Consider the following 14243-nt stretch of genomic DNA (forward strand, 5'->3'; position numbering starts at 1 on the left):
CAAGGCCGCATCTGATCGGTCGTCGGTTCCCGGCGCCCGGACCTGAGCAAAATGCTCACCCCGGCAAAACGCCAGGGGATCTCACGAAGTGAACAAGGAGGGCCAGAAATGCCCAGCATCAATACGAACTACGGCGCCGCAGTCGCCCTGCAGAGCCTGAACAAGACCAGCGCCCAGCTGGAGACGACCCAGAACCGGATCAGCACCGGCCTGAAAGTCTCCTCGGCCAAGGACAATGGCGCGATCTTCGCCATCGCCACACAACAGCGCGCCAACGCCGCCTCTCAAGACGCGGTTCGCAACTCGCTGCAACGCGGTCAGTCCATCGTCGATGTGGCGCTGGCGGCCGGCGACACCATCACCTCCGCCCTGGAAGAGATGAAGTCGCTCGCGGTCAACATCGCCTCGTCCACGGGTTCGGCGAAGACGGCATACGAGGCCGACTTCACTGCCCTGGGCAAGGAAATCAACGACGCGATCGCCGGCGCCAGCTTCGACGGGGTCAACCTGTTGAACACGGCTGCAGGCACGACCACCGACGTCCAGACGGGTTCGGGCACCTATCGCCTGGGCACCGCCACGGCGGTCAGCGCGAACACCCAACTGGCGATGTTCACGGCGGCGACGCCGACCGTCGCCAACTACACCACCGCGAACGTCGATCTGGCGATCGCGGGCGTGACCAGCACCCTGGCCACCCTGGGCACCCAGTCCAAGTCGGTCGGGCGTCAGATCACCTTCGTCAACAAGCTTCAGGACGCGATGGAAGCTGGCGTGGGCAATCTGGTGGACGCTGATCTGGCCAAGGAAAGCGCACGACTGACCGCCCTGCAAACCAAGCAACAGCTGGGCGTGCAGGCGCTGTCGATCGCCAACCAGGGCAGCTCGATACTGCTGAGCCTCTTCCGCTAAGGCCCGGAGACCTCGCCGTCCCGGCGGCGGGGTCGTGGCCTTGAACCCCGAGCAAAACGCTCACCCCGGCAAAACGCCGGGGCTCTCACGAAGTGAAAAGGAGGGCTAGAAATGCCCAGCATCAATACGAACTACGGCGCCGCAGTCGCTCTGCAGAGCCTGAACAAGACCAGCCAACAGCTGGACACGACCCAAAACCGGATCAGCACCGGGATGAAGGTGTCGTCGGCGAAGGACAACGGTGCGATCTTCGCGATCGCCACGTCGCAACGCGCCAACGCCGCCTCGCAGGACGCCGTTCGCGCCGGCCTGCAACGCACCCAGTCGATCACCGACGTGGCTCTGGCCGCCGGCGATTCCGTCACTTCCGCCCTGGAAGAGATGAAGTCGCTCGCCGTCAACATCGCCTCGTCGACCGGCTCGGCGCAGACGGCCTATCTGGCCGACTACAACGCCTTGGGTCTGGAAGTCGCCTCGGCCATCTCCGGCGCGACCTTCGATGGCGTGAACAGCCTGACGGCACTGGGTTCGAACGCGGCGATCACCGCCGTGAACACCGGCAGCGTCACGGCCGCTAACGCCACCGCGGCGAACGTCGACGCCGCCATCTCGGCGACGACGAGCGCCCTGGCCACCTTGGGCACCCAGTCCAAGTCGCTGGGCCGTCAGATCACCTTCGTCAACAAGCTTCAGGACGCTCTTGAAGCCGGCGTGGGCAATCTGGTGGACGCCGATCTGGCCAAGGAAAGCGCCAAGCTGACCGCCCTGCAAACCAAGCAACAGCTGGGTGTGCAGGCGTTGTCGATCGCCAACCAGGGCAGCTCGATCCTGCTGGGCCTGTTCCGCTAAGACGCGCGGCCGGAGCGGTTTCGCGACCGCTCCGGCTGATCGTTCGTTTCTCTAGAGGGCGCGGGACGACCTGCGCGTGGAGCCATGACAGACAATGTCGCGAGATCAGTAAGCGTACCTCAAATGCCTCCCGTTGGTCCCATCGCCGTTCAGCCTGCAACGCCGGCGCCGGCGGCCCGGAACGACAACCACGACGCCAGCCGCTTTCGCCTGACCATCGAGGCCGTGGGCGACAACCGCTTCGTCTACAAGGTCCTGGATCGGGTGACGGGGGAGGTGATCCGCCAGTTGCCGCGCGAGGATGTCGAGAAGTTGAACAGCGACCCGACCTACCGCGGAGGCCGTCTGGTCGATACCGCCGTCTGACGACAGGCGAGGGCTCAAACTCTCTAACGCCGCCGGCTCGCCGGACGGCGCAATCATGGTTTCCGGCGCGTTAACCATGTGATTACGACTCATGGTTAATCCTGTAGCCTACAGAACGTCCGGGGGCTTGAAGCCATGACCACCAGCATCCACACCAACACCTCGGCGATGATCGCCCTGCAGAATCTGAACCGCACCAACGACCAGTTGGCGGCGACGCAGAGCCGGGTGAACACGGGGCTGAAGGTTCAGGGCGCGCGCGACAACGCCGCGGTCTGGGCGGTCGCGCAAGGTCAACGCGCCGACCGGGGATCGCTCGAAGCCGTCACCACCAGCCTGAACCGCGCGACATCTATCGCCGACGTTTCGCTGGCGGCCGGCGAGCAGATTTCGGACATCCTGCTGGAGTTAAAGCAGAAGGCGACCGCAGCGGCGGACCCGAGCGCCAGCGCCGCCACCCGCACGTCCTACAATGATGAGTTTCAGGCGCTGCTGAGCTCGATCGATTCGTTCGCCAACAACGCCATCTTCGACGGCGCCAACATTCTGGACGGTTCGGCGACGACGACGCTGAACTTCCTGGCCAGCGCCGACGGCGCCGAGACCATCGCGCTGGATCGTCAGAACCTGACCGTCGCTGGCCTGTCGCTGACCGGCACGACCCTGACCAGCCAGGCCAACGCCAACACGGCCCTGGCCGCCGTCAACGCCGCCATCACCACCAGCAGCGCGCGTCTGGCGGAACTGGGCGCCCAGTCCAAGCAAATCGAACGCCACACCACCTATGTCGGCAAGCTGTCGGACGCGCTGGAAGCCGGCATCGGCAATCTGGTGGATGCGGATCTTGCCAAGGAAAGCGCCCGCCTTCAGGCCCTGCAGGTCCAGCAGCAACTCGGCGTTCAGGCCCTGTCGATCGCCAACCAGGCGCCGCAGGTCATCCTGTCGCTGTTCAAGGGCTGATCTGACAGCTTAACGGTTCCTTATCGACGCCCGCCGCACGATAGGATCGGAGCCGTCTGAATGATCAACAACAGCTATCTGCTGGGTCTTTTCGGAACGACGACGGGGACGTCGTCGTCGGGCGCTGCCACGACCGCCAGTCCGGCCGTCAAAACCAAGAAGACCCAACCGACGGCCCCCTGGTCGTCCACGGCGACACCAGCGAAGGCCAGCGACCTGGTCCGTGCGGCCCTGGGCGGTCGCCGCCTGATCGACGAGGGCAATGTCAGCCTGGATTTGGCCGGCGCCTCTACCGACTATCGCAAGATGTTCGCCCTGTATCAGGGCCTGAACACGCTGGGCGCCTTGGCCGACCGTGCTGGCGTCAAGGGGCTGAGCGCGTCGGAAGCCGCCTTGGTGTCCAAGCGTTTCGGCGAAGGCCTGGCCGAACTGTCGACCTATCTGAGCACCGCCAGTTTCGAAGACATGCGGCTGGTGCAGGGCGTGGCCCAGACCTCGGTCAAGAGCACCTATGCGCTGGAACGGGCGCCGACCAGTTTCGTTACCGCCCCCATCCACGACGGCGACCCCACCGCCACGGTCAAGGCGTTCGAGGGCGACGTGAAGTTCTCCGTGACCGTCAAGACGGCGGCCGGAGAGCAGGCGATCGCCATGGACCTGTCCGAGATGGGTGCGACCGATCGGTCGTTGGTCAATGTCACCGCCTATATGAACGGCAAGCTGGAGGACGCGGGCGTCGCGACGCGCATCAGCGCTCAGTTGATCCCCGCCGAGCCCAAGACGGTCAAAAGCGGGACCAAGACCATCACCCTGCCGGCAGGACCGGATCAGTGGGCGTTGAAGGTCAATGGCGGGACCGGCGAAGCCATCAGCTTCCAGGCCGTCGACACCTCCGACGCCGTCTATGTGACGCAAGGGGTCGGCAAGACCGGCACGGCGGGCCAACTGCTGAAGTTCCAGGCCGACGGCGGCGCGGCGCCGGCCGCCCAGCAGGGCGTCGATGATCCGTTCTGGGTCGAGGGCAGGGTGGGACACGCCGACCTGCCCAATGGCGTGGCTGCGGTTAAGGCCAGCGCCGTGGCCCCGGACGGCTCCGTCTGGGTCGTCGTCGAACTGACGGCGGGCGACGCCAGCCAGCCGATCAAGGGTGCGCGCGATGTCGCCCTGATGAAATACGATTCCGCCGGCAATCTCATGCAGACCAAGCTGCTCGGCGCCGCCTCCAGCGCCAACGGCTTCTCCATCGCCATCGACGATGACGGCCGGGTCGCCCTGGCCGGATCCGTAACCGGGGCGCTTGAGCCCGGCAAGAGCGGCGACAACGCGGCCGTGGCCGACAGTTTCGTCTCTGTGTTCGACAGTTCGGGCCAGGAGTTGTGGACCCAGCGGCGCGGGGCCAAGGCGGCCGATGAAGCGACCGAGGTCCGCTTTGGCGCCGACGGCATGGTTTATGTCGCCGGACGATCGAAATCGGCCATGCCGGGCAATGCGGCGTTGGGCGGCTGGGATTCCTATCTTCAGGCCTTCCAGGAAAAGTCGATCAAGATCAACGGCCCGGATGTGGGCGTGAACGTCGCGACCGTGCAGTTCGGCACCAGCGGGGACGATTCCGTTCAGGCCATGACGGTGTCAGGAAACGACCTCTATACGGCCGGCGTCGAGAACGGGAAGGCCGTCGTGCGCCGCTTCACCCTGGACGCCGACGGCGTGCCGAGCCTGGCTTCGACGCGTGACCTTGGCTACGCCAGCGGCGCGATCGCCGGCATATCGGTCGAGAACGGCAAGGTGGTCGTGACCGGCCATACCGAAAACACCGCCCTCGATATCGCCACGGTGACCAACGCGCATGCCGGCGGCAGCGATGTCTTCATCGCCACCTTGTCGACAGACCTTCAGGCCTCGGCCAGTGACCAACTGACCTATTTCGGCGGGGCGGGCGCGGACACCGCCGCCGACGTCGCCATCAAGGACGGCAAGGTCTGGATCACCGGCACGAACCGGGCGGAAGGCGCCGGCAAGGACGACCCCACATCCGGCTATCTCGCGCAGATCGATCTGGCCACGGGGCAGGTTCAATCGAACCGAGCCTGGCGTGCGGACGGTGATCAGGCCAAGCCAACCAGCCTGAGCATCGCAGCGGGCGGGGCCAGCGTGCTCGACCGCCTCGGCCTGCCTCAAGGCCAGATCATGCAGGCGGATTCCAAGCTGCTGACCGTCGCCACCTCGGCCCGCGTCGGCGATCAGTTTTCGATCAGCCCCGCAGCCGGCGGCCGCGCCGTCACAGTGACCATCGACGCCAAGGACACGCTGGAAAGCCTGGCCAAGAAGATCAACGCCGCCTCTGGCCGGCAGTTGGAAGCCAAGGTCATCACCGACCTGAAGGCCAAACCCATCGTCCAGCGGCTGGAAATCAAGACGGCGGCCAACAAGGACGGCGCCGTCATCTCCGCCGGGGCGATCGGCAAGGACGCCCTGGGCGCGCTGGGTCTGACGCCCGGGTTCGTCGGTCCGGTGAAGCCGGACAGGGACGCGATCAAGACCTATGGGCTGAACCTGTCAAACAAGCTGAACCTGAACGATCCCGCCTCGATTAAGGCGGCCATCGAATCGCTGGCCCAGGCGATGACGGCGGTCCGGTCCTCCTATCGCGCCCTCGCGCCATCGACCGGCGGCTTAACCAACACACAGACCGGCAACGGCTCCTCGACCGCCTACCAGCAGACGCAACTGGCCAACTATCAGGCTGCGCTGAGCCGCCTGACGGCCTGATGGCGGTCGTGACCGGTCAAGGCGGTTGACGCCCGAGGCCGGGTCGGAGTTATTGACCTCCTCATCCGCGAAAGCCTGTCCATGGCCCTTCCGAAAGACAACCGCGTCATCCTGCTGGTCGGCGCCGGCGTGGCGATCGTCATCGCCGTCGTGCTCGCCCTGATCTTTACGGGCGGCGGCGACAAGACGACGGAAGCGCCGCCGGCGTCCAAGGGCGGCCTGGTCGTCAACCTGGCCGAGGCGCCCACGCTTGAGCCGACGCGGGAACTGCGCTGCTTCGTCGATGGTCAGTTCGTCGGCATGGCGACCCTGGCCGTCTGCGCCCAGCGCAATGGATTGGCGACGGATGCTCTGGACGTCGGGCTGGACGCGACGGGCGCCTTGGCCGCCGCCCCGACCGCCGCCTTCGCCCCCCCGCCCGAACTGCCTGCCGTCGAGATGGCCCAGGCCCCGCCGCCGGCCTCCGTCGAACAGACGCCTGCGCCGCGCCCCACGCCCGTGGCCAGCGGCAGTCCCTGCCTGCGCCACACCGGCTCTGACTGGCGCACCCTGTCGCCGAACATGAGCCTGAACGCCTGCGTTCAGGCGCTTTACGCCGGAACCTGCGTCGGGCCGGGCGACGCCCAATACGGCCGCTGGGGCGATACGACCCTGCGTCTGGTGCCCCGCCGGGTGGAACAGTCGAATGACAACAACCGTTTCAGGACCTTGGCCGAGCAGGATCGCAACTGCCAATTCATGGGAATGAACTGATGCGTTTCGTCGCCCTCGCCGCCGTCGCCGGGATCGCTCTGCTGGGCGCCTGCTCAAACGAACCCAAATATGAGTTCGCCGAGGGCGCCTGCTACTTCGTGGCGACGCCGGACAATGCGCCGCCGCGCCTGCAGAAAATCGCCGACAACCAGCCCCAGCTCGAACAGTGCGCCGCGCGGCTGGAGGAGATGCGTCTTCGCTTCCTGCGCATGGGAGGATCGAACCAGGAAATCGCCGGCGCCTATCAGGGCCGCTTCATCTTCGTGGACCGCGAAGGGGTCAAGATCGGCAAGAGCCTGAACGGCAGTCGCTTCTTCGCCATGGCGCGCACAGGCGACGGTCGTCTGGCCATCCCCGGCGCCATCCAGCGCGACGAGACGGGTCGTCCCATCGCCATCGCCGCCGACCCTGCCGCCAAGTAGGGCTTGCGCAAAAAGAACAAAGGTGGAACATTTTGTTAATGATCCACCGTTTTGGCGGGTCGGATGTCAAAAGCGGCTGGCGGTGGCGTGCTGCTACAGTCAGACATCGGACTGAATTGACGGGGCAGGCGAAGTCGTCGCCGCCTCACACAAGAAGGAAGTTTCCATGGCGGGCAGCGTCAACAAGGTCATTCTGGTCGGCAATCTGGGTCGCGACCCCGAGATCCGCTCCATGCCTAATGGCGACCGCATCGCCAACCTCTCCATCGCCACCTCGGAGACCTGGCGCGACAAGTCCTCAGGCGAGCGCAAGGAAAAGACCGAGTGGCACCGGGTCGTCATCTTCAACGACAACATCGTCAAGGTGGTCGAAAACTATGTGAAGAAGGGCTCGACCGTCTACATCGAGGGCGCGCTCCAGACCCGCAAATGGACCGACCAGCAGGGCGTCGAGAAATATTCGACCGAGATCGTGGTCAGCCGCTTCAAGGGTGAACTGACCATGCTGGGCGGCCGTTCGGAAGGCGGCTCGTCAGGCGGTGGTTACGGCGGCGGCAGTGGTCGCGGCGATGACGACTATTCCTCGGGCTTCTCCACCGGCGGCGCCAACAAGCCGAGCGGCCCCAAGGAAAGCTACGACCTGAACGACGACATCCCGTTCTGAGACTGACTGCCTGGCTCGGCGATCGGTGCGAGCGGTCGCCAAGCCGGATTTCTGAGCGGAAACCTGAGGTCATCCAAATTGAGCCGACGCGGCGGGCGGGTCGTGCCATAGGGCGGCCATGACAGACGTCCGTTCCGAAGTTGCGCCTGCGCCCGCGCCCCTGCCCAAGAGGCCTCATGCCCTGACGGGACTGGAGATCGCCGCCATCGTGGCGATCATCGTGGTGTGGGGCGTCAACAACGCCGGGGCCAAGCTGGCGACGCAGGAGTTGTCGCCGCTGCTGGTCGGCGCCATCCGGTTCGGCATCGCCACCGCCTGTCTGATCGCCTTCGTGCGGCCGCCGTTCCCGGACTGGAAGAGCCTGATGCTGATCGTCATCATCGGCGGGCCGATCCAGTACGGCCTGGCCTACACCGCCTACTGGCTGGCGACGGACGTCAGCCCCGTGACCGTGGCCAACCAGCTTTGGATCCCCTTCACCACCCTGTTCGCCTTTCTGATCCTGGGCGAGCGGCTGTCCAAAGCGGCCTTGGTCGGCATGGGCGTGGCCTTCGTCGGCGTGGCCTGGATGACGCTGGACGCCCATGCGTTGCAGGACTGGAAGGCCATTCTGGTCGCCATCGCGGCCGGCGCCGCCTGGGGCGTGACCACGGTGGTCGCGCGTCGCACCACCTCCATCCCGCCACTGAAGATGCAGGGTCTGCTGGCGCTGGGCGCCTTTCCCGTCATGGCCTTCGGCTCGGCGGTGTTCGAGCATGGCCAGTGGGAGGCGCTGAAGAGCGCCACGCCCATGGTCTGGGCCTCGTTGCTGTGGGCGGGCGTCGTGTCGTCCGTGCTGGCGACCACCCTGCTGTTCTGGCTGGTGCAGCGGCGCGAGGCGGGGCGGGTGACGCCCTATCTGCTGGTCACGCCCGTGGTGTCGATGTTCATCGGCTGGAGCTTCATGGGCGATATCCTAACGCCGCAGATTCTGACGGGATCGGCCATCACCATGGGCGGGGTGGCCCTTGTGGCCCTGGCCGAACGGGGCTTGCGTGCGGGGGCCGCCAAGGCTTGATCTGTTCCTGGAGCCCCTCATGCACCACGCCCCCCTCGACGCCGACCACGTTTCCCGCCGCTGGCTGGGCAAGGCGAAGCACGATCTTGCGGCGAACGAAGCCGTCGTCGTTCAGAGCACCGCCGATCGTCGCCCCGTTTCCGAAGACATCAACGAGACCTTCGACGACCGCCAAACCTTTGGCGAGCGGCTGGCCGATCGGGTGGCGGCCTTCGGCGGTTCATGGCCCTTCATCATCGCGTTTGGGGTCTTCCTAGCGATCTGGACCGGGCTGAACCTGCTGCTGCGCAAGGAAGCCTTCGACCCCTATCCCTTCATCTTCCTGAACCTGGTCCTGTCGATGCTGGCGGCGATCCAGGCGCCGGTCATCATGATGAGCCAGAACCGCCAGGCGTCAAAGGATCGGTTGGATGCGGGCAATGACTATCAGGTCAATCTGAAGGCCGAGATCGAGATCATGGCCCTGCTGGAAAAGGTCGAACACATGACCGCCCGGCAGGAGGAGCAGACCGAAATGATCCGCCGTCTTCTCGCACAAAAAGAGACCCGCTGAATGCTGTCCAGCGGGCCATCTTCCGTTTCGGAAAAAGCTTAGCTTGCGCTGAGCGCCGCGCAGGCCACCCGGTCGCCGGCGCCGCCGATGGGCTGGGTCGAATGGTCGTCGGGGTTGGCGTGGATGATGATGGCCGAGCCGTCGGCGTCCCACAGCCATTGGCCGGGGCCTTCGGACGAAATCCGGGCGCGGGTCGTGAACAGCTCGGCGTTCACCTTACCGTCCGCACCGGCCCAGACGTTGGGCAGGTCGCCGTCGTCCGGACCGGCGGCGTTCAACAGGCCGTGCGGGGCCTTGGGCTCGCCGTGGTTGATGTGGGCGCCGGACGAGGTGAAGGGCGCGGCGCATTCGCCGGTCGCATGGATGTGGATGCCGTGCCATCCGGGCGTCAGGCCTGAAGCCTCGATCTTCATCAGCAGGCCGGTCGGTCCCTGACGCAGGTCGACGCGACCGATATTGGCGCCGGAGGCGTTGATCAGAACGGCCTGTCCCGTCGCGCCGACGGGCGCGCGTTCGACGGCCGCCTGGGGCGCGTTTCCGGTCGCGGCGCAGGCGGTTGTCAGGGCCAAGGGGGAGGCGAGGAGAAGGGCGGCGGCGAGGCGGGTGGCGCGCATGTCGAAAGTCCTTTCAGAGACGGGCTTTCACGGCGACGTCGCTTTGCCACCGAGGCCCTGGAATGCTAGAAATCGTCACAGCGGATCACGTTCCGATTCCGGCCGCATAAAGCCACGCTTCATTGACCGACGACAGCTACGAAAACGCCGCATCTCCGATCGTTCCGGGAGGCGGCGGCTCCGACATTTCCACGATCACGATCGAGGACGAACTGAAGCGTTCGTACCTCGATTACGCCATGAGCGTTATCGTCTCGCGCGCCCTGCCTGACGCCCGGGACGGGCTGAAGCCGGTTCACCGTCGCATCCTGTATTCGATGCACGACCTGAACATGACGCCCGAGCGCAGCTATTCGAAATGTGCTCGTGTGGTCGGTGACGTGCTGGGCCGGTTCCACCCTCACGGCGACGCGTCGGTCTATATGGCCCTGGTGCGGATGGCGCAGCCGTTCTCGATGGGGCTGATGCTGGTCGACGGCCAGGGCAACTTCGGTTCGGTCGACGGCGATATGCCCGCCTCGATGCGTTACACCGAAGCCCGGATGGCCCCGGCCGCCGTCGCCCTGATGGCCGACATCGACAAGGACACGGTCGATTTCCAGCCGAACTACGACGAGAAGGAGCTGGAGCCGGTCGTTCTGCCGAGCCGGATTCCCAATCTGCTGGTCAACGGGGCGGGCGGCATCGCCGTCGGCATGGCGACCAACATCCCGCCGCACAATCTGGGCGAGGTCGTGGATGCGGCCCTGGCCCTGCTGGATGATCCCAACGTCTCCGACGACGCCCTGCTGGATATCGTGCCCGGTCCGGACTTCCCGACCGGCGGCGAGATCATGGGCCGCACAGCCCCGCGCAACGCCCTGCGCGACGGTCGCGGCTCGGTCGTCGTGCGCGGCCGCGCCTCGGTGGAGGAGATCCGCAAGGACCGCGAGGCCATCGTCGTCACCGAACTGCCCTATCAGGTCAACAAACAGACCCTGATCGAGCGCATCGCCGAAATGGTGCGCGAGAAGCGGCTGGAAGGCATTTCCGACGTTCGCGACGAATCCGACCGCCAGGGCATGCGGATCGTCATCGAGCTGAAGCGCGACGCGTCCGGCGACGTGATCCTGAACCAGCTGTGGCGCTATACCGCGATGCAGAGCTCGTTCGGCGTCAACATGCTGGCGCTGAACCACGGCCGGCCCGAGCAGATGGGCCTGCGCCAACTGCTGCAGATCTTCCTCGACTTCCGCGAGGAGGTCGTGGTTCGCCGCGTCAAGTTCGAGCTGAACAAGGCCCGTGATCGCGGCCACGTCCTGGTCGGTCTGGCGGTCGCCGTCGCCAATATCGACGAGGTGATCCACATCATCCGATCGTCGGCCGATCCGACCGAGGCGCGCGAGCGCCTGCAGGCCAAGGCCTGGCCCGTCGGCGACATGATGGCCCTGGTCGAGCTGATCGCCGATCCGCGCACCGTCATCGTCGAGGGCGACAAGATCCGCCTGACCGACGAACAGGCCCGCGCCATCCTGGCCCTGACCCTGTCGCGCCTGACCGGTCTGGGCCGCGACGACATCTTCGGCGAGGCGCATGGCCTGGCCGACACCATCCAGGGCCACCTGACCATCCTGTCGGACCGCAAGAACGTCCTGGCCATCATCCGCGACGACCTGATCGACGTGAAGGATCGGTTCGCCGTTCCGCGCCGCACCCTGATCGGGGAAGGCGACGGCGAGATGGAGGATGAGGACCTGATCCCACGCGAGGATATGGTCGTCACCGTCACCCACGGCGGCTACGTCAAGCGCGTGGCGCTGAACGCCTATCGGACCCAGCATCGCGGCGGCAAGGGCCGCAGCGGCATGTCGATGAAGGACGAGGACGCCATCACCGGCGTGTTCAGCGCCTCGACCCACACTCCGGTCCTGTTCTTCGCCACCAACGGCAAGGCCTACAAGCTGAAGACCTGGCGTCTGCCGCTGGGCAATCCGCAGTCGCGGGGCAAGGCCTTCGTCAATCTGCTGCCCATCGAGCCGGGTGACAGCATCATGAACGTCCTGCCTCTGCCCGAGGACGAGACGACCTGGGGCGACTACGACATCATGTTCGCCACCTCGAGCGGCGATGTGCGGCGCAACAAGCTGTCGGACTTCGCCACGGTCAACCGCGCCGGCAAGATCGCCATGAAGCTGGAAGGCGCTGACCGCATGGTCGGCGTCGGCCTGTGCACGGCCGACGACGACGTGCTGCTGACCACGGCGCTGGGCCGCGCGATCCGGTTCAAGGCCGACGACGTGCGCGTGTTCAAGGGACGGGATTCGACCGGCGTCCGGGGCGTGCGCCTGCAGGACGGCGACGAAGTCATCTCCATGGCCATCCTGGGGCGTGTGGACGCGACGCCGGAAGAACGCGCCGCCTACGTCAAACACGCCAACGCCATGCGCAAGGCCCTGGCCGGCGCGGATGCGGAAGAGGATGCCGCAGCTCCGGTCGAGGCTGAAGACGAGGTCGCGGATGCGGCTCTGACCGTGGAGCGGATCGCCGAACTGGGCGCCGCCGAACAGTTCATCCTGACGGTCACCGAGACCGGCTTCGGCAAGCGATCCTCGGCCTACGAGTATCGCCGCACCGGTCGCGGCGGTCAGGGCCTGACGGCCCACGGCCTGGGCGGTCGCGCCGGCACGCGTCTGGCGGCGGCCTTCCCGGTCGAGGAGACGGACGATCTGCTGCTGGTCACCTCGGGTGGGCAAATGATCCGTACGCGGATGGATCAGGTCCGCATCGTCGGCCGCTCCAGCCAGGGCGTCACCATCTTCCGCACCGGCAAGGATGAAAAGGTTGTCTCGGTTGAACGTCTGCCGGAAAGCGGCGGCGCGGACGATGCGGATGTCGCTGGAGAAGAAGGCAGCGAGGCCTGATCCGCCTCCGCGCAGCAGAGCAGGGAAGGGTCGTTTGAGCGCGACGATTCTGATCGACGGCCTTCCCGCCACGCCTGACGACCTGGCGCACCAGGCGTTGGTCAACTACGGCGCCTACACCTCCTTCCGCGTCGAGGATGGCGCCGCGCGCGGCCTCGACCTCCACCTCGCCCGTCTGGAGCAGGCCGCCGTCGAACTGTTCGGCGAAAGCCCCGGCGAGGCGGAGTTTCGGCGTCTGATGGCGTTGGGAGTCGCCGGCCGAGACGCCTGCTGGCTGCGCGTCAGCCTGTTCTCGCCCGACATCGCTCATCGCGACCCGAGCTACGTCGGCCGACCGAAGGTGATGACCAGTGTCTCCCCAGCGCCGCCGCCGCTGGCGACCCTAGTGCGGCTCACCGCGATGCCCTATGAGCGCGAGACGCCGCATCTGAAGCATCTCGCCACCTTCGGCCTGATTCGCGCGCGCCGCGCCGCGCGCGCCGCCGGGTTTGGCGACGCCCTGTTTGTGGATGGCGAAGGGCGGGTCACCGAAGGCACGCTGTGGAACATCGGCTTCGTCCAAGGCGACCGGATCGTCTGGCCCCAGGCCCCAATGCTGGCGGGCGTGACCCAGGCCTTGATCACGCGCGGGCTGCCCCAGATCGGGCTGACCAGTGAAACGCGGCCGATCCGTCTCGACGAGATCGGCGCCTTCGACGGCGCTTTTCTGTGCAACAGCGCCACGCCCGTCTGTCCGATCACCGCCATCGACGATGTCGCCTTCGCCAATGATCCGGTCCTGCTGGCCAAGGTCGAAGCGGCCTGGAGCGCGCAGGCGCCCCAGCCCATCGCGGCTCGTGACGATGACGATGGCGTCAGCCGGCTAGGCCGCTGATTTCGCACCTGCTAAACGACGCTGACGCCACGCGACAGGCCGGGGAGACACGCATGCGCATCGGACTTTATCCGGGCACCTTCGACCCGGTGACGAACGGGCATACCGACATCATCAAGCGCGCGCTGAAGCTGGTGGACCGGCTGGTCATCGGCGTGGCCCAGAACGATGACAAGGGGCCGCTGTTCTCCACCGCCGAGCGGGTCGAGATGCTGAAGGCCGAGATGGCGCCCCTCGGCGGCGACATCGTGGTCCAGCCGTTTTCGACCCTGCTGATGCATTTCGCCGAAGAGCTGGACGCCAGCGTCATCATCCGGGGTCTGCGCGCCGTCGCCGACTTTGAATACGAGTTCCAGATGACGGCCATGAACCAGCGCCTCAATCAGGACATCGAGACCGTATTCCTGATGGCCGATCCGCGCCATCAGGCGATCGCCTCGCGCCTCGTCAAGGAGATCGCTCGACTGGATGGCGCGATCGACAGTTTCGTCAGCCCCGCCATCGCCGAGCGCGTGCGGGCCAAGGTCAAGAACGGTTAGGGTAGACAAGA

At 66.1% G+C, this 14243-nt stretch carries 14 protein-coding genes; 13 read left to right on the forward strand and 1 reads right to left on the reverse strand.

What is annotated here, in order from left to right; translation table 11 throughout:
- Positions 1 to 108: 108 nt before the first annotated feature.
- The 10 genes from AC3WRC_RS02670 to AC3WRC_RS02715 all read left to right on the forward strand — a co-directional run bounded on the left by AC3WRC_RS02670 (position 109) and on the right by AC3WRC_RS02715 (position 9305).
- A complete protein-coding gene (locus AC3WRC_RS02670) occupies positions 109 to 912 on the forward strand; it encodes a flagellin (RefSeq protein WP_055753192.1) in 804 nt (267 codons plus the stop codon).
- A gap of 111 nt (positions 913 to 1023) precedes the next feature.
- Positions 1024 to 1761: a flagellin gene (locus tag AC3WRC_RS02675; RefSeq protein ID WP_055753193.1), complete on the forward strand. Its 738-nt coding sequence runs from the start codon at positions 1024 to 1026 to the stop codon at positions 1759 to 1761.
- Positions 1762 to 1884: 123 nt separating this feature from the next.
- Positions 1885 to 2127, forward strand: a complete 243-nt coding sequence (locus AC3WRC_RS02680; RefSeq protein ID WP_492302806.1) for a flagellar protein FlaG — start codon at positions 1885 to 1887, stop codon at positions 2125 to 2127.
- A gap of 135 nt (positions 2128 to 2262) precedes the next feature.
- Entirely contained in the window at positions 2263 to 3087 is an 825-nt protein-coding gene (locus AC3WRC_RS02685) for a flagellin (RefSeq protein ID WP_055753194.1), read from the forward strand.
- A 60-nt stretch (positions 3088 to 3147) separates the two neighbouring features.
- A complete protein-coding gene (locus AC3WRC_RS02690) occupies positions 3148 to 5856 on the forward strand; it encodes a transcriptional regulator (protein WP_492302807.1) in 2709 nt (902 codons plus the stop codon).
- A gap of 81 nt (positions 5857 to 5937) precedes the next feature.
- Positions 5938 to 6609, forward strand: coding sequence for a hypothetical protein (locus tag AC3WRC_RS02695; protein ID WP_492302808.1), 672 nt, complete (start codon positions 5938 to 5940; stop codon positions 6607 to 6609).
- Entirely contained in the window at positions 6609 to 7031 is a 423-nt protein-coding gene (locus AC3WRC_RS02700) for a hypothetical protein (RefSeq protein WP_492302809.1), read from the forward strand. Before AC3WRC_RS02695 ends, AC3WRC_RS02700 begins: the two co-directional genes overlap by 1 nt.
- A 166-nt stretch (positions 7032 to 7197) precedes the next feature.
- Positions 7198 to 7695 carry a single-stranded DNA-binding protein gene (gene ssb, locus AC3WRC_RS02705; RefSeq protein ID WP_492302810.1) on the forward strand — a complete coding sequence of 166 codons (498 nt, stop codon included), beginning with the start codon at positions 7198 to 7200 and terminating at the stop codon, positions 7693 to 7695.
- 118 nt (positions 7696 to 7813) lie between these two features.
- Positions 7814 to 8752 carry a DMT family transporter gene (locus AC3WRC_RS02710; protein WP_492302811.1) on the forward strand — a complete coding sequence of 313 codons (939 nt, stop codon included), beginning with the start codon at positions 7814 to 7816 and terminating at the stop codon, positions 8750 to 8752.
- Between the two features lie 19 nt (positions 8753 to 8771).
- Entirely contained in the window at positions 8772 to 9305 is a 534-nt protein-coding gene (locus tag AC3WRC_RS02715; RefSeq protein WP_492302812.1) for a DUF1003 domain-containing protein, read from the forward strand.
- Positions 9306 to 9343: 38 nt separating this feature from the next.
- Here the strand turns inward: AC3WRC_RS02715 and AC3WRC_RS02720 are convergent, their stop codons facing one another.
- Complete coding sequence (locus tag AC3WRC_RS02720; RefSeq protein ID WP_045810201.1) at positions 9344 to 9919, reverse strand: superoxide dismutase family protein; 576 nt, start codon at positions 9917 to 9919, stop codon at positions 9344 to 9346.
- Between the two features lie 122 nt (positions 9920 to 10041).
- Here AC3WRC_RS02720 and gyrA point away from each other — a divergent pair, with 122 nt between their 5' ends.
- Genes gyrA through coaD form a run of 3 tightly spaced genes read left to right on the forward strand, consistent with a single transcriptional unit; the run spans position 10042 to position 14232 of the window.
- Positions 10042 to 12819: a DNA gyrase subunit A gene (gene gyrA, locus AC3WRC_RS02725; RefSeq protein ID WP_492302813.1), complete on the forward strand. Its 2778-nt coding sequence runs from the start codon at positions 10042 to 10044 to the stop codon at positions 12817 to 12819.
- Positions 12820 to 12853: 34 nt separating this feature from the next.
- Positions 12854 to 13693 (forward strand): aminotransferase class IV, encoded by an 840-nt coding sequence (locus AC3WRC_RS02730; protein ID WP_066550838.1) that lies wholly within the window; start codon positions 12854 to 12856, stop codon positions 13691 to 13693.
- Positions 13694 to 13746: 53 nt separating this feature from the next.
- Positions 13747 to 14232 carry a pantetheine-phosphate adenylyltransferase gene (gene coaD / locus AC3WRC_RS02735; protein ID WP_017504115.1) on the forward strand — a complete coding sequence of 162 codons (486 nt, stop codon included), beginning with the start codon at positions 13747 to 13749 and terminating at the stop codon, positions 14230 to 14232.
- Positions 14233 to 14243: the final 11 nt, after the last annotated feature.

The organism is Brevundimonas sp. EU05-FHT14B07, assembly GCF_058790795.1.